This is a genomic window from Streptosporangium sp. NPDC003464, assembly GCF_053588315.1.
Genome location: NZ_JBSFPS010000243.1, coordinates 1 through 15,191, shown reverse-complemented (window position 1 = coordinate 15,191; position 15,191 = coordinate 1). Strand labels below are relative to the sequence as shown.

Annotated in this window: 16 protein-coding genes and 1 pseudogene; 6 read left to right on the top strand and 11 right to left on the bottom strand. The window is 70.6% G+C overall.

Features of this window, described 5'->3' with window-relative positions; all coding sequences use genetic code 11:
• Nucleotides 1–404 (bottom strand): annotated as a pseudogene (locus tag ACWDS7_RS37640) (hypothetical protein); the annotation flags it as partial.
• A gap of 664 nt (nt 405–1,068) precedes the next feature.
• The gene (locus tag ACWDS7_RS37635; RefSeq protein ID WP_451933145.1) at nt 1,069–1,566 is read right to left on the bottom strand and encodes a winged helix-turn-helix transcriptional regulator; all 498 of its coding nucleotides are present in this window, start codon (nt 1,564–1,566) and stop codon (nt 1,069–1,071) included.
• A gap of 93 nt (nt 1,567–1,659) precedes the next feature.
• On the opposite strand from ACWDS7_RS37635, the gene ACWDS7_RS37630 reads away from it, so the two are divergent.
• The 3 genes from ACWDS7_RS37630 (at nt 1,660) to ACWDS7_RS37620 (ending at nt 3,866) form a co-directional block, all read left to right on the top strand.
• On the top strand, nt 1,660–2,157 hold the full coding sequence (locus tag ACWDS7_RS37630; protein WP_451933144.1) for a hypothetical protein: 498 nt from the start codon (nt 1,660–1,662) through the stop codon (nt 2,155–2,157).
• Between the two features lie 329 nt (nt 2,158–2,486).
• Entirely contained in the window at nt 2,487–2,624 is a 138-nt protein-coding gene (locus ACWDS7_RS37625) for a hypothetical protein (protein WP_451933143.1), read from the top strand.
• A gap of 309 nt (nt 2,625–2,933) precedes the next feature.
• Nucleotides 2,934–3,866: a nitroreductase/quinone reductase family protein gene (locus ACWDS7_RS37620; RefSeq protein ID WP_451933142.1), complete on the top strand. Its 933-nt coding sequence runs from the start codon at nt 2,934–2,936 to the stop codon at nt 3,864–3,866.
• Between the two features lie 337 nt (nt 3,867–4,203).
• Here the strand turns inward: ACWDS7_RS37620 and ACWDS7_RS37615 are convergent, their stop codons facing one another.
• Genes ACWDS7_RS37615 through ACWDS7_RS37590 form a run of 6 tightly spaced genes read right to left on the bottom strand, consistent with a single transcriptional unit; the run spans nt 4,204 to nt 10,794 of the window.
• The gene (locus ACWDS7_RS37615; RefSeq protein ID WP_451933141.1) at nt 4,204–5,136 is read right to left on the bottom strand and encodes a S66 peptidase family protein; all 933 of its coding nucleotides are present in this window, start codon (nt 5,134–5,136) and stop codon (nt 4,204–4,206) included.
• Nucleotides 5,137–5,148: 12 nt separating this feature from the next.
• Nucleotides 5,149–6,102 (bottom strand): ABC transporter ATP-binding protein, encoded by a 954-nt coding sequence (locus tag ACWDS7_RS37610; protein WP_451933140.1) that lies wholly within the window; start codon nt 6,100–6,102, stop codon nt 5,149–5,151.
• Nucleotides 6,099–7,130: an ABC transporter ATP-binding protein gene (locus ACWDS7_RS37605; protein WP_451933139.1), complete on the bottom strand. Its 1,032-nt coding sequence runs from the start codon at nt 7,128–7,130 to the stop codon at nt 6,099–6,101. Before ACWDS7_RS37605 ends, ACWDS7_RS37610 begins: the two co-directional genes overlap by 4 nt.
• On the bottom strand, nt 7,127–8,026 hold the full coding sequence (locus ACWDS7_RS37600) for an ABC transporter permease (RefSeq protein ID WP_451933138.1): 900 nt from the start codon (nt 8,024–8,026) through the stop codon (nt 7,127–7,129). The genes ACWDS7_RS37605 and ACWDS7_RS37600 overlap by 4 nt, the downstream gene beginning before the upstream one ends.
• Nucleotides 8,027–8,051: 25 nt before the next feature.
• Nucleotides 8,052–9,092 (bottom strand): ABC transporter permease, encoded by a 1,041-nt coding sequence (locus tag ACWDS7_RS37595; protein WP_451933137.1) that lies wholly within the window; start codon nt 9,090–9,092, stop codon nt 8,052–8,054.
• On the bottom strand, nt 9,085–10,794 hold the full coding sequence (locus tag ACWDS7_RS37590; RefSeq protein ID WP_451933146.1) for an ABC transporter substrate-binding protein: 1,710 nt from the start codon (nt 10,792–10,794) through the stop codon (nt 9,085–9,087). The genes ACWDS7_RS37595 and ACWDS7_RS37590 overlap by 8 nt, the downstream gene beginning before the upstream one ends.
• Between ACWDS7_RS37590 and ACWDS7_RS37585 the strand changes: the two genes are divergently transcribed.
• The gene (locus tag ACWDS7_RS37585) at nt 10,772–10,999 is read left to right on the top strand and encodes a hypothetical protein (protein ID WP_451933136.1); all 228 of its coding nucleotides are present in this window, start codon (nt 10,772–10,774) and stop codon (nt 10,997–10,999) included. The two genes, ACWDS7_RS37590 and ACWDS7_RS37585, sit on opposite strands and share 23 nt — an antisense overlap.
• A 378-nt stretch (nt 11,000–11,377) precedes the next feature.
• Here the strand turns inward: ACWDS7_RS37585 and ACWDS7_RS37580 are convergent, their stop codons facing one another.
• The 3 genes from ACWDS7_RS37580 to ACWDS7_RS37570 form a co-directional block, all read right to left on the bottom strand.
• Entirely contained in the window at nt 11,378–11,794 is a 417-nt protein-coding gene (locus ACWDS7_RS37580) for a hypothetical protein (RefSeq protein WP_451933135.1), read from the bottom strand.
• A gap of 280 nt (nt 11,795–12,074) precedes the next feature.
• The gene (locus tag ACWDS7_RS37575) at nt 12,075–12,722 is read right to left on the bottom strand and encodes a LysE family translocator (RefSeq protein ID WP_451933134.1); all 648 of its coding nucleotides are present in this window, start codon (nt 12,720–12,722) and stop codon (nt 12,075–12,077) included.
• Between the two features lie 40 nt (nt 12,723–12,762).
• Entirely contained in the window at nt 12,763–13,746 is a 984-nt protein-coding gene (locus tag ACWDS7_RS37570) for a helix-turn-helix transcriptional regulator (RefSeq protein WP_451933133.1), read from the bottom strand.
• A gap of 56 nt (nt 13,747–13,802) precedes the next feature.
• Here ACWDS7_RS37570 and ACWDS7_RS37565 point away from each other — a divergent pair, with 56 nt between their 5' ends.
• Nucleotides 13,803–14,561: a DeoR/GlpR family DNA-binding transcription regulator gene (locus tag ACWDS7_RS37565; RefSeq protein ID WP_306870208.1), complete on the top strand. Its 759-nt coding sequence runs from the start codon at nt 13,803–13,805 to the stop codon at nt 14,559–14,561.
• A gap of 14 nt (nt 14,562–14,575) precedes the next feature.
• Nucleotides 14,576–15,191 (top strand): MFS transporter (locus ACWDS7_RS37560; protein WP_451933132.1); only part of this gene is annotated, 616 nt, incomplete at its 3' end.

The window sequence follows — 15,191 nt, the reverse complement described above, 5'->3', positions numbered from 1 at the left end:
ATCACGCCGGGCGCGTCGATAGGGCGCCTGGCGAACTTGCGGGCGTTCTTGTGCGCCACCGAGCCGTCGGAGGACAGGTAGGGGTTCTCCCGGGGCTCTTCCACCAGGGTGGTGTCGATCGGGGTGAAGCCCTTGCCGTCGGCGTTCTTGACGCGGACCGGCTGGGTGCTGAGCTCCAGCCGGAGCGTTCTGCCGTCGGGGTTGGCGTACAGCGTGGTGGTCTCAGTGTTGCGTTCCGGGATCTCCACCCGCTTGCCGGACTTGGCCGCCTTGCTCTTGGCGGCATCGAGGACCTTGTCCCCTGAGCTGGTGCCGGAGGGGTGCGGGGTCTTGGTTTCCGCTGGTGCCTGTGTGGGCGTGGGCTCCTGCGCCCAGGAGGGTACGGCGGCGAGGCTGATCAGCAAAGTTGTGGCGATGCTGATGACTGCGGCGCGGCCGAGGAAGCCTCGGCGTCGCGTTTGTGTGGCTGTGAGGGATAAGCCTCGCTGCCCTGTGTCTGGTGGCACTGACTGTTGCTCTTTCTGTAGGCATGCCAAGGAGCCCGCACAAAGGTGTACGGGCTGCCAAAGGTGGCAATTCGGACAGGAAGTTATCAGCAAAGATCACTTAAAGAAAGAGTAAAGTTCGCACTTCCACCGACCTCTCAGTCACGGACGTCGACCCCGTCCTGACCAGGGTTTTATCCCTAATACACCTCACAGTGATCCCTCGCGCTCAGGACGTCACCATGCGTCCTCACCGTGATTGGCGCCGCGCCTCCGCCCGGACAATCGCGACGACTTACGGATCGGGCAGGTCGACGCAGGGCGACCGACCCGGTCGGCATGGCCCCGGCCCGGTGGCCGACCAGGTTGAACGCGTACGCCGACACGTGCGGCGGCTCGCGCGTGGGGATATGACGCGGCATAAATGAGCACGAGCCGACACGACGACGGGGATGATTCCAGCGGAACGCGAAAGGCTCGCAGCCCCGGCGCGGCGAGGGGCCGATCCAGCCGGCCGTCGATCGTCAACCAGACGAGGTCGCCGGTTACCGGCCGGATCTGGCTTCGTTCGCCGTCGCGGTGCTCAAGCCTCAGCGGGGTCCAGGAAGCGGGCGCCCGGTCCGGGGGCGCGGTAGAGGGCTTCCGGCGGCAGCCGGGTGTGCCCCGCAGCGCATTCGAGAACGACCCTCACCGGTTCCTCGCAGGCGGTGCCGTCGTCGGCGGGACGATGCCGGACGATGACCGACGGCCCCTCCGGGTCGGCCAGGTACTTGTCGCCCCACTCCAGCAGGGCGACCAGCGTGGGCCGCAGGTCATGACCCTGCTCAGTGAGGTGGTATTCGAAGCGCTGCCGGTCGCCGGGTTCCTGGTAGGGGACGCGTCGCATCACTCCGGCCGCCACGAGGGTGTCGAGCCGGGCGGCCAGAAGGTTGCTCGCTATGCCGAGACGGGCACGGAACTCCCCGAACCGGCGCGTCCCGTCCAGTGCCTCGCGCACGATCAGCAGCGACCAGCGTTCACCCACCACCGCGAGGGTGCGGGCCACCGAACAGTTCACCGGGTCGATCCGCTGCGTCTCCACGGACCGATCGTATCGATCTGAGTTGACAATCTCTACTCAGCCTCCTAGGGTCCGGGCCGCTGAGTTGAAGAAATAAACCTAGGAGGCCAGGCCATGCCCATGCTCGACGTGTACATCCCCGACCGTGCGCTCCAGCCCGATGCCGAGGCGGCGCTGCTGAACCGGATCACCGAGATCCTGATCCGCCACGAGGGATTCGACCCCGCCGACCCGGTGACCCGGTCCGTCTCCTGGGTCTTCCTGCACCGGCCGGTCGCCGTCTACGTCGGCGGATCCCCCGCGAACGCGCCGCACTACAAGGTCGTCCCGTCCGTCCCGGAGGGGCAGCTCGACGAGAAGGCGCGGGCGGGCGTCATCGCCGACGTCACCGAGGCGATCCTGGACGCCGAGAACGGCGCCTGGCCGCGCGACGCGGGCCGGATCTGGGTGTTTCCCACCGAGATCCCTGAGGGCCACTGGGGTGGGTACGGCCAGGTCAGGCCGCTCGCGACGATCCTCGGCCGGCTTACCGGGCACGACACCGAGCGGGCCCGTGCTCTCGCCGCCCGGCGCATCGCCGCCAGCCGAGCCGAACACACCCGCCTGCCGTAGTCGGCGTCCTTCAGGGGCACTCGGAGAGTGGCGCCGCACTCGTCCCTGCCGGCCCGCAGGCGGCTCCGTCAGTGGCCGGGCAGGAGTCGAGGTCTCCCGAGGACGGGGTTCCACCACCGAGCCCATTCGGAAGACCTCATCACAGCACTCGGCGTCCCCGAACATGCGTGGCGACAAATACGTCAGCGTGATCACCAACCTGACCGGCTGCTCGACGTGATCGAAGGCCGTTCCAAGCAGGCTCTCAGGACCTTGCTCGCCGAACGCGCAAAGTCCTGGCGAGCCCCTAGGGTCTGTCCCTGGTTGGGATCCAGATCTTCGGAGTCAGCGTGGAGCGTTGCATCAACAAGATCAAGGACTGGCGCGGCCTCGCCACCCTTTACGACAAGACCTCCGCCGGCTACCTCGCCGGGCTCCATCTACGTGGTTCCCTCATCTGGACCCGCAGCCTCCGGCCCACCGGGTGATCTCCAGGGGCTGATTCGAGATCGGGCCCAAATCCGGTCCACCGGCTCCCGGTCGCACCCGCCACGGTGACGTTGCTCGATGAGCGGGGACGGTGTTACGGTCTCACCGAGCCCCGTATGGGCCTACGCATGGAGGTATCGGCTACTCAGCCATTGCAGAGATCGGCACGTTCCGTCTCTCGTAGCTTGTCAGTCCCTGTCCTGGGATTGCTGCGCCCATCTTCACTGCGTAGGCATGCGGGGTATTTCTGTGTCGATCTCCGGTGGCGTGGCCCTCCTTCGCGATCAATCGACGCGGAAAGGCAGTGCATGAGCAAGGAACAGGCCGAGACCTGGGCGGGCTTCGACGTCAATGAGCTCCAGCGTCAGGTCATCGCCGAGTTTCGGGCGAACAACGGGAAGATGAGCGGCATGTTCGAGGGCTGGACGTTGGCCGTGCTGACGACCGTCGGAGCCAAGAGCGGCCTGCGACGGGAGAGCATTCTGGGGTATCTCGAATTCGCCGGAAAAGGGATCGTCGTCGCGTCCTCGAATGGCGCCGACAAGCACCCCGCGTGGTACCACAACATCCGCAAGAACCCGATCGTGACGGTCGAGACGGGTAGCGACACCTATCAGGCGATCGCCGCCATCCCGCCGGCCCAGGAGCGTGACAAGCTCTTCGACCGCGTGATCGCCGAGGCGCCGGGGTACGCCGACCACCAGGCCAGGACGGCCCGGGAGATCCCGGTCGTCGTACTGCACCGGATCGGCCCCAAGCCCGGCGAGGAGCGGGTCAAGGGCATGGGCGACTGGATCGTCGAGGTGCACGACTGGCTGCGCGAGGAGCTCGAGACGCTCCGCGCCCAGGCCGACCGGGCGATCGGGGGCAGCATGGGCACGATCGAGCGGACGCCGCCGGACCTCCTCCAGCAGATGCGCACCCACTGCCTGAACTTCTGCGGGGCGCTGAAGAAGCATCACGGCGGCGAGGACACGGCCGTGTTCCCGATGCTGGCCAAGCAGTTCCCTGCACTCGCTCCGGCGCTGGCGCAGCTCGGCGAGGAGCACAAGGTGGTAGCGCGGCTGCAGGACGACATCCAGCAGCTCGTCGACGGCTTCGTACCCGGTGAAACCGACTCCGTGCAGCTGCGCGCCGACCTGGAGCGGCTGGCGGACCAGCTGGAGTCCCACTTCAGGTACGAGGAGGAGACGATCGTGACGGCGCTCAACGCCACGGCCCCGGCTCCCGAATTCGGTTGATCATCCACCAGCACCCCGGGCCGGCCCCTTCCTCGGCCCAGGAACAGGTCAGGTGTACTTGGTCAGCAGGCTTCGTCTGCGCCTCGGTCCTCGATCCTGGTAGGCCGTCACCATGGCACGTGGAGACCTCGCCGACGAGGAACGGTCCCTCCGCGCCAACCGCGCCTACCTGCGCCGACGCCGCATCGAACTTCCGGGTCCGGCCCGTTCTCCGGGACCGGCCGACCCGGGACGTCGAGCGCCTGACAGCGTGAGCCGCGGCGGCTGTTCGGCCACCTCGCCGACAAGGACCCCGGGGACGCCGGGGTCCTTGCCGGTGTGTGATCCGCCACGGCCCTCAGGAGGTGAGCACCGGCTCCAGGAAGCTCAGCCTGCCCGCCTCGGTGTCGAGCCGGGCCCTGACCCCGATCGGGTAGGTCTGCATCGAGATCCCGTGCCCGATGTCCGCCCCGGCGAGGACCGGCACCCCGAGGTCGCTCAGCCGCTCCACCAGCATCCGCTCCACGTCGCGCGGCTCGCCGCAGTTGGTGAAGGTGCCGAGCAGGATCCCGGCCACGCCGTCGCTGTAGGTGGCCCGGCGGAGCTGGGTGATGTAGCGGTCCATCCGGAACAGCTCCTCGTCCACGTCCTCCAGGAAGAGGATCGCGCCGCGGGCGGGCAGCGAGGTGTCGGTGCCGATCGAGGCGGCCAGCAGCGTGGCCGTACCGCCCAGCGTGTGACCTTCCGCGATGCCGGGCACGACGGTCCTGGCGTCGGGGAAGACCAGCTCGGTCACCGTCTCCGGGTGGAACAGCAGCTTCATCAGCTCGTCGAAGTCGTACTCGCCCGGCCCTTCGTAGAAGCCGTCGCAGGCGACCATGGGCCCGAACAGTGACGCCCAGCCGAGCTTGACCGCGATCGCCTCCAGCAGCGCGGTCACGTCGGAGTAGCCCACCACGACCTTCGGCCTGGCCGCGTCGATCTTCGACCAGTCGACCAGCTCCAGCGTGCGCTGCATGCCGTACCCGCCGCCGGCGCAGAAGACCGCGTCGAAGGCCGGGTCGCCGAGCGCCTTGGTCAGGTCGTCCGCCCGCAGGACGTCGTCGCCGGCCAGGTAGTCGTACTCGGTCCCGCCGACCCGCGAGGAGGCGAACACCTCGGGCTTGAGGCCGACCTGCTCCATCGCCACCAGGCCGCGGTCCAGGTTGGCCTGGTTGGGCGGGCTGCTGGCGGCGATGACGGCGACGCGGGCGCCGGGTCGCAGGGCGGGCGGGCGGAGGAAAGCGGTCATCGAAGAACTCCTTCAGTGGACGAGATGGCAGGCGGCGAGGCTGGAGGGCGACGGGTCGCCGGTCAGGACGGGCAGGTCGCGGCTGTCGCACAGCGCGTCCTGCTCGGCCGCCCTGAGCGGGCACCTGGGGTGGAAGCGGCAGCCGTCGGGGACGGAGGTCGGGTCCGGCGGCTCGCCGGTGAGCAGCACGGGCGGCCCGCCCGAGTCGGGCAGCACCGACAGCAGCGCCCTGGTGTAGGGGTGCTTGGGGCGCAGCAGGACCTCCTCGACCGTGCCGGTCTCGACGATCCTGCCGAGGTACATGACCGCGACCCTGTCGGCGATGTTCCAGGCCAGGCCGAGGTCGTGGCTGACGACCAGCGCGGACAGGCCGAGCGAGTCCCGCAGCTCCAGGATCAGCTTGAGGATCTCGCCCCTGACCGAGGCGTCGAGCGAGGCCACCGGCTCGTCGGCGACGATGACCGAGGGTTCGAGCGCGAGCGCCCCCGCGATGACGACGCGCTGCTGCTGGCCGCCGGACATCTCGTGCGGGAAGCGCCCGGCGAACTCCCCGGGCGGCCGCAGTCCGGCCCTGGCCAGCGCGCCGTGCACCCGTTCGCCGAGCCGGTCGGTCAGGCCGTGCAGCCTGGGCCCTTCGGCGACGGCGTCGAAGACGTTCTGCCTGGGGTTGAGGGCGCCGCCCGGGTCCTGCAGGACGAGCTGGGTGCGGCGGCGGTAGGCCTTCAGCGCGGCGGCGGAGTAGCCGAGGGGCTCGCCGTCGCTCAGCACCTGGCCGCCGGTCGGCCTGACCAGCCCGACCAGGGTTCTGGCCAGCGTGGACTTGCCACATCCCGACTCGCCGACGAGCGCGACGATCTCGCCCTGCCGCACCTGGAGGTTCACCCCGTCGACGGCGCGCGCCGGCCGGGCGCCCCTGCGCGCCGGATAGGTGACCGTCAGGTCGCGGACTTCGAGCACGGGTCTCATGCCCCGCTCCCTTCCAGCACGCGCAGGCACGCGGCCTCGCGCCGCGGGCCGCTCGGCCACAGCTCCACGGTCTCGGTACGGCAGGCCGCCACGGCCTCGGGGCAGCGTGGCTCGAAGGCGCAGCCGCTGCCCTTGTCGAGCCCGGCCAGCTCGGGCGGTGTGGGCGGGTCGCCGGGCAGCCCGGCGGGCGCGAGCCGCGAGGCCGGGTCGCCGATCGTCGGGAAGGCCCGGCCGAGCGCCCGCGTGTAGGGGTGCCGCGGCTCGGCGATGAGCTGCCTGGACGGGCCGATCTCAGCGATCTGTCCCGCGTACATGACGGCCAGCCGCTCGCACATGTGCGACAGCACCGACAGGTCGTGGCTGATCATGATGACGCCGATGCCCGACTCGCGGACCAGCTCGCCGAGCAGCTCCAGCACCTGCGCCTGGACCATGACGTCGAGCGCGGTGGTCGGCTCGTCGGCGATGATCAGGTCGGGGCGGCAGGCCAGCGACATCGCGATCATGATGCGCTGGCGCTGGCCGCCGGAGAACTCGTGCGGGTAGGAGCCGGCCCGCCGCGACGGCACGCCGACGCTGTCGAGCAGCTCGGCCGCCCGCTTGCGTGCCGCCTGCTGCCCGACCTTCTCGTGCAGCAGGATGGGCTCGCAGATCTGCTCGCCGATCGTGCGCACCGGGTTGAGCGCGCTCATCGCGCCCTGGAACACCACGGAGGCCGCCGACCAGCGCACCGCGCGCAGCCGCGCCCACCTGGCGGTCAGCAGGTCCTCCCCCTCGAACAGCACCTCGCCGCTCACCTGGGCGGAGGGGGCCAGCAGCCGCAGCAGGCCGAGCGCCATCGTGGACTTGCCCGAGCCCGACTCCCCCGCGACGCCGAGGGTCTGGCCGCGGTCGAGGGTGAAGCTCACGCCGCGTACGGCGGGCACGGCGCGCTCGCCGTTGCGGTAGGTCACCCGCAGGTCGCGTACGTCGAGCATCGGAGCCCCGCTCCGCCCCTCCGGCGCCCGGGTCTGCTCCCTCGCCGTCATCGGTCCACCATCCTCGGGTTGAGCACGTGCTCGACGGCACGGCCGACGAGCGTGAAGCCGAGCACGACGATGAGGATCGCGATGCCCGGCGGTAGCAGGTACCACCACGCGCCCGCGGTGACCGCGCCGCCCGCGAACGCCGCCTGGAGCATCGAACCCCAGGTCACGCTGGTCGGGTCGCCGAGGCCGAGGAAGGTCAGCGTGGCCTCCGACAGGATCGCCGAGGCGACGGTGAGCGTGCTGGAGACCAGGATCAGCGGCGTGACGTTGGGCAGCACGTGCCTGATCATGATCTGCGTGTTGCCCGCGCCCAGCACCTTGGCCCGCTCGATGAAGGGTCTCGCCTCGACGGCGAGCGTCTGGGCGCGCACGAGGCGGGCGGTCGCGGTCCACGAGGTGACCGCGATGGCGATCGTGATCGACGCCGCGCCCTGGCCGAGCACGGCCGACAGCGAGATGGCCAGCGGCAGGCTGGGCAGCGCGATGAACCAGTCGGTCACGTGCATCAGCGCCTGGCCGACCCGGCCCTGGTAGTGCCCGGCCAGCAGGCCGACCGCGCTGCCCAGGACCACGGTGAGCGCGGTGGCGATGATGCCGATGCTGAGCGACTCGCGTGCGCCCCAGATGACCAGCAGCAGGACCGAGCGGCCCGCCTGGTCGGTGCCGAGCGGGTAGCCGGCGACGGGCGGCGACAGCTGCGGGCCGTCCACCTTGATCACGTTGAGCTGGTCGTCACCGATGAACAGCGGCGCGGCCAGGGCCAGCGCGCCGAAGGCGACGAGCAGGCCGAGCCCGGCCAGACCGGCGGGCCGCCTGGCGTAGGCGCGGCAGAAGCGGCCGAACGCGTGGTGGTGTGGGACCTCGACGGTGGCCGGGGCGTGCGTGGCGGCGGTCATCGGCCACCGCCCGGGTGAAGGCGCTTCATTGGGCTCGCACTCTCGGGTCGAGGAAGCGGTAGACCACGTCCGCCAGGAGGTTCATGATGATCACACTCGCGCTGAAGACGATGAAGGTGCCCTGGAGCAGGGGCAGGTCGGGGATCTTGAGCGCCTCGTAGGTCAGGTAGCCGAGGCCGGGCCAGGAGTAGACGGCCTCGACCGTGATCGCGCCGCTGACCAGGATGCCGAGATGCATGAAGATCATCGTGACCGAGGGCAGCAGTGCGTTCGGCACCGCGTGGCGCCGCCGTACGGCGTCGTCGGTCAGGCCCTTGGCCCTGGCGGTCAGCAGGTAGGGACTGCCCATCTCGTCGATGATCGAGGTGCGCATCACCGTGACGTACTGGGCGAAGACCACCAGCACCATGGTCAGGCAGGGCAGCACCAGGTGCCTGGCCACGTCGGCGACGTGGGTCCAGCCCTCCTGCGGCAGCGAGGGGTCGCTCATCCCGCCCGCGGGCAACAGGCTCGGGATCGGGCCGACACCCACGCTGAAGGTGACCAGCAGGATCATGCCGAGCCAGAACGTCGGCACCGACCACAGCGTGAGCGAGGTGCTGGAGGCGATCCGGTCGAACAGGCTGCCGTGCCGCCAGCCGCTGCGGACGCCCAGCCACAGGCCGAACGCGATCGACAGGACCGCGGCCGTGCCCATGAGGAGCAGGGTCGGCCCGAGCCGGTCGGCCACCAGCGACGAGACCGACTGCTGGAACTGCCAGGAGTAGCCGAGCTCTCCCTTGAGCGTGTTGCCGACGAAGGTGAGGAACCGCTCCCAGATCGGGTCGTCCAGGCCGAGCTGGACACGGATCTGGGCGAGCTGGGCCTCGCTCGTGGGGCGGCCCCTGGTCAGGGTGCGGACCGGGTCGGCCGGCATCAGGCTGAAGATCACGAAGCCGATGACCAGCGTGACGAAGAAGCTGACCAGGGCCGCGACCAGTTTCGAGCCCAGATAGGGCAGGAGATCCGACCGCTTGACCCCCCGCCCCTTGACCTTGGCCGGGCCCGGGGCGGTGAGGCTACTCACGGTCGCCCGCCCCCGAGCGGCGCTTGAGCACGATCCCGCCGCCGACGAGCGCGAGGAGCAGGACACCGCCGACGATCCACAGCGTGCTGCCGCCGCCCTCCTCCGCCGAGGCGGCGGCCGGCTTCGCGGCGGGCGGCGCGGCCTTGAGGTAGCTCCAGAACGCGGTCTGCGCCGGGTACATGCCCTGCGCGTCCGGCTGCCCGGTGATCAGACCGCTCACGGTGTCGGTGCGGGCGACGTCGAGGGTGTTGGCGTAGAAGTGGATCTGGTCGACGTCGGCCTTGTAGAGGATGGCCTGCATCTCGGCGACGATCTTGGCCCGCTCGTTCTGGTCGAACGTGGTGAGCTGCTTGTCGAACAGCTCGTCGTAGGCCTTGTCGCAGAAGAAGGCGTCGGTGTTGCCGCCGGTGCCGTCGTCCTTGGGCAGTGTGGCGCAGGTCTGGATGCCGAGCAGGTAGGTCGGGTCGGGGCCGGTGGTCCAGCCGTCCATCAGCAGGTCCCAGTCGCCCTTGGCCAGGTCGCTGTTGAGCGCGCTCATGCTCAGCGTCTGGATCTTGAGCTTGACGCCGATCGTCTCCAGCCAGCCCTTGAGGTAGGTGGAGATGCCCGCGTCGGCCGTGTCGTCGGAGTGGATGCCGAGGCGCAGCTCCAGCGGCCTGCCGCTCTTGGGGTCGACGCGGACGCCGTCGTCGCCCTTGGTGTAGCCGGCCTCGTCGAGGATCTTGGCGGCCTGGGCAAGGTCGAACGGTGTCTCCTGGCCCGCGTCCGGCTTCCAGCTCCACTGCGGCCAGGCCGGGGGCAGGTAGCCGGAGCCGGCCACACCCATGCCGTCGAGCACCTTGGCGACCAGCGTCTTCCGGTCGGTGGCCAGCGAGATCGCACGGCGCAGCACCGGGTCGCCGAGCGCGGGGTGGCCGGTGCCGATCTTCTTGCCGGTGCGGGTGCGGGCGTTGTGGTTGACCTCGACACCGGTCCAGCCGTTGCCGACCTCCTGGACGGTCAGCAGGCTCTTGTCCGTCTGCAGCGCCTTGAACTGGGTCGGGTTCACACCGTTGATGTAGTCCAGCTGGCCGCTGCGCAGCGCGGCGACGGCGGCGTCGGTCGACTTGAAGCTCTGCTGGATCATGTGGTCGAAGCCGGGCCGGCCCAGGATGAAGTCCTTGTTGGCGTCGAACTTCGCGTACTGCTCGGGCTTGTACTCCGCGAGCGTCCACGGGCCGTAGCCGACAACGGGGAAGGTGTCGTTCTTGACGTCCTTGAGGTTCTTGGCCTGCGGCTCCCAGATGTGCTTCGGCACGATCGGGATGCCGCTGATCGGGATGCTCGCGTAGATGACGTTGGCCTGCGGCGCCTTGGTCTTGATGACCAGCGTCGTGGCGTCGGTCGCGGTGACCGACTCGAAGTTGCTGACCAGCGAGCCGTTGGCGGTGCCCGCGACCGCGTCGGTCATGATCAGGTTGAGGGTCCAGGCGGCGTCCTCGGCCGTGATCGGCTTGCCGTCACTCCACTTCAGGCCGTCCCTGAGCTTGAAGGTCCAGGTGAGCTTGTCCTCTGACGGCGTCCACGACTCCGCCAGGTACGGACCCGGCTTGCCGTTCTCGTCCAGCGAGTTCAGCGTGGGGTAGATCGAGCCGAAGATGTCCAGCGCGCCGTTGAAGAAGGCGAGGAACGGGTTGAGCGTGTCGACGCCCGAGCCCGACATCTTCACCCGCAGCGTGGTCTCCTGCGGCGCGGACACGGCCGACCCGGCCGACGTGACGGATGCGGCGGAAGCGGTGGATGCGGCGGCGAAGGTGGTGGCGCCGGCCACCAGTGAACCGCTCAGCGCGCAAGCGGCAAGGGCCAGCCTGCGCCGCGAGTTGCCTGTCCCCATTGATGTCTCCTGGTCGTTCAGCATGCGTGTGTGAACGAATGCTGACGACCGGTGGCCACGCCCCCAAGAACCGTGAACGCTTTACGACCTGAGCATCGAAAATCGTGATGCTCTCGCCATGCGCCTCCGCCGACCTCTACCTTGGGCCGGGGACGGATGCCGTTCTCCGATCGGCCGGGCCCTACCCTGGCCCTGGCCTGGCCCTGGCCGCGCCGCCGGACGGGCCGGGTCGGGCGGGAGGAGTACGATCTGGGACGCGGAGAAGGGGCCGACTGTCTCCGGCGCCCCAGCGGCGGGCAGCGCAACAGCGAACGGCGGGCGGCGCAGCGGCCTGCCACGGATCCATGGACAGGGGTCCGCTGCGCCTTTCACGTCCCGCCGGCGGGCCGGAAGGGGCCCTGGCGCGGAGGGGCTACTTGGCCTTGGTGAAGGTCCAGGCCTGGTAGGGGTCGCCGTAGTCGGGGGCCAGGGCGACCCGGGGCGGGAAGATCCGCAGCAGGCTCAGGCCCAGGCGCATGTCGGTGTCGGGGACGGCGATGGCGAAGCTGTCGGCTTCCTGGGTGGGCCTCAGCTTCCAGGGACGCGGCTCGGTCTGCGTCAGGGCCGTCTCGTGCATGTCGGGCTCGCCGTCGAAGCTCAGATACAGCTGGGAGTCGGCGGCGCGGATCGTGTGCCTGCCGTCGCCGACGCTGCGCACCTGCCAGGTCTGCGTGAGATCCGGATCGGGACACAGCAGGCAGATCGGCGCGCCAGGCGCGTTACCCGGCGCGGTGAGCAGCTGCTCGCTGGTGAACTGGATGCGATACACGCCATCGGAGATGACTGTCACGCGTGACTCCCTCACGATCGGCCGGCGGCACCGCCGGGGCCGCCGGTGATAGAACGGGCCGCCAGGTCGGCGCCCCTGGGGTGTGATACCCCAGCCGGCGCGGATCCTTACACAGCGTAGTCAGTCAAACTCGAAGAGTCGCCAGTCACAGTGCCCTTCCATCGCGTTCCGGCCACACCCGGCCGGGGCCCCTCGTGGGACGCGAGACGGCGCGCCACGGGACGGTCCAGGCGGGCAGGCGGCCGGGGTCAGCCCGCACCCCCGTCGTCGGACGGGAGCGTCATCGCGCCTCCACCGCCAGCCGCAGGCCGAAACCGATCAGCACCACACCGGAGATCACCTCCAGGCGGCGGCGCACGGCGGGGCGGCCGAGGACCAGCTTCGCGCGCGCCACCGTCCAGATGAACAGGCCGTACCAGACGGTGTCCACCAGCACCCAGACCACCGCGAGCAGGGCCAGCGTGAGCGGCACGTCCGCCCCCTCGGGGACGAACTGCGGCAGGAACGACATCGCGAACACCGCCGCCTTCGGATTGGCCATGCAGGTGGTGAGGCCCAGCAGGTAGGAGCGCCACCAGCCCCGCGCGGGCTCTCCGGGCTCCGGTCCGGACTCCCGCCGCTCCGGTACGGCTGCGCCCTCCCGCCCCTCTCGCCGGACCCGCCACAGCGACTGGGCGCCCATGGCGACCAGGAACAGCGCGCCGGCGACCCGCATGACGTCGTAGGCCACCTCCGAGGCGAGCACCAACGCCGACAGGCCGAAGGCGGCGGCCAGCGCCCACAGCAGGATGCCGGTCTCGTTGCCGAGCGTGGCCGCCAGGCCCGGTCCCCGCCCGGCCCTCAGGGTCTGGCGCAGGATCACCGCGGTGCTGGCACCGGGGATCATGGCGATCAGGAAACAGGAGCCGATGAAGGCCATGAGGAACATGCCGTCATCATCCGCGGCATCCCGCGCCGTCGGCAATCGTTTAATCCCGGGGCGGGCCGTACAGCCCGGCGAGCTCGGCGACCGTGGCGGCCATCTGCTCGCGCACCTCGGGGGGGCCGAGGACCTCGATGTCGGCGCCCAGGCGCAGCAGCAGCCAGGAGACGTGCCTGACCGACTCGATCGGCAGGCGCACGACGACCCAGCCGTGCTCGTCGGGCGGGCCCGCCTCGGCCAGCGCGGCGTCGGCGATGTCGGCTCCGACGGTGTAGCGCAGCATGTCCTCGATGCCGGGCGCCACCCGCACCAGCGCCTCGGCGGTGTGCATCCGGGCCCGGAACTCGGCCGCGTAGTGCTCCCAGTAGGCGGCCAGGTCGAAGTCGCCGGGCCGTTCGAAGCGGCCGTCGAGGATCTCGGCGGTGACGATCCGCGACACGCGGTAGGTGCGCGGCGCTCCCCCGTCGGCGGCGGCCACCATGTACCACGACCCGCCCTTGAGGACCAGGCCGTAGGGGTGGGCCAGGCGCTCGACGTCGCGCGGCCCCCAGCGGCGATAGGTCATGCGCAGCGGCCGCTGGTCCCACACCGCCTCGGAGACATCACTGAGGAAGGGCGCCTCGTCGGAGCCGCGGTACCATCCCGGGACATCGAGGTGGAAGCGCTCGCGCATCCGGGCGGCGTGGGAACGCGGCTCGGGGGGCAGCGCGGCGAGCAGTTTCAGCTCGGCGTTGGCGGCCACCTCCCCCAGCCCCAGCTCGGCGGCGGGGCCGGGCAGCCCGGCCAGGAACAGTGAGGAGGCCTCCTCCGCGGTCAGACCGTTGAGGCGGGTGCGGTAGCCGTCCAGCAGCCGGTATCCCCCGGCCGGGCCGCGGTCGGCGTAGACCGGGACCCCGGCCGACGACAGGGCCTCCACGTCCCGGTAGACCGTCCGGATGGAGACCTCCAGCTCCTGCGACAGCTCGGTGGCCGTCATGCGCCCCCGGGTCTGCAGGAGCAGCAGGAGTGACAGCAGACGACTCGCACGCATGACGTCATTGTTCCGCACGATTGCCAATGTCACATAAGTCATGTTCAATTGAACACATGGAAAGTGCTGATCGGATTCGAGCGATCATGTCCGCGCTGCGCGTCAGCGACACCGTGTCGGTGACGGAGCTGGCGGCCGAGCACGGGGTGTCGGAGATGACCATCCGCCGCGACCTCGACGAGCTGGCCCAGCAGGGCGTGGTGCGGCGGGTGCGCGGCGGCGCGGTGAGCCTGCTGCTGCGCGGGGAGGAGCCCCCCTTCGGGGTGCGCGAGCGCGAGGCGGTGGAGGTCAAGCGGCGCATCGCCGCCGAGGTGGCCGCGCTGCTGGCCGATGGTGAGGCCGTGCTCCTGGACGGCGGCACCACCAATCTGGAGATCGCCCGGGCGCTCCGCGAGCGCCGGCTGACGGTCCTGCCGCTCTCCCTGCAGTCCGCCGGCGAGCTCGCCACGGCCCCGCGGATCCGCCTGGTGCTCCCTGGAGGGGAGGTCCGCCCCGGCGAGCTCAACTTCGTCGGCCCGCTGACCGAGAACGCCATCCGCTCCCTGCGCTTCGACACCGCGGTCATCGGCTGCTGCGGCCTGTCCGCCGCGCACGGCCTGACCGCCCACGACCTGTCCGACGTCGCCGTCAAGCAGGCGGCGATCGCCTCGGCCCGGCGCGTCGTCGTCGCCACCGACTCGGGCAAGTTCACCCGCACCGCCTTCGGCGCCGTCTGCCCCCTGGACCGCCTCGACATGGTGGTCACCGACGCCGCGCTCCCCCCGGCCGAACACGACGCCCTCACCGCCGCGGGCGTCATCGTCCGCACCGTCTGACTGGAGCCTCCCCCGTGCACGTCACCACTCTCGACCGCGGCGCGCTCGTCCGCGGCCGGGTCGCGGTCTGCCTGCTCTTCCTGCTCGCCGGCATGGCCGTCGGCACGTGGACGGCGCGGATCCCCGCCATCAAACAGCAGCTGGAGCTGAGCGACGGCCGGCTCAGCCTCGCGCTGCTCGGCATCGCCGCCGGAGCGATAGCGGGCATGCAGGCGGTGGGCCGCCTGGTCGACCGCTACGGCAGCGTCAAGGTGATGCTGCCGATGGCCTTCGCGCAGAGCGTCGTGCTGATCCTGCCGGCCCACATGCCGGACCTCATCACCCTGACGATCTCGCTGTTCGCCTTCGGCCTGGTGCACGGCACACTCGACGTGGCGATGAACGCCAACGCCGTCGAGGTCGAGCGGGCCATGGGCCGGCCCCTCATGTCGTCCTTCCACGCGGTGTTCAGCATCGGCGGGTTCGCCGGCGCGGCCGTCGGCGGGCTGCTCGCACACGCCGGCCTCACCCCCGCGGCCACCTTCGCCGCCGCGGCCGCCGTCATCGCCGCCCTGGCGCTGTGGGCCTCCCGGTGGGCTCTCACGCCACCCGGGGAGCCCGCCGCGGAGACCGTCGCCGGCGGCGCGCCGG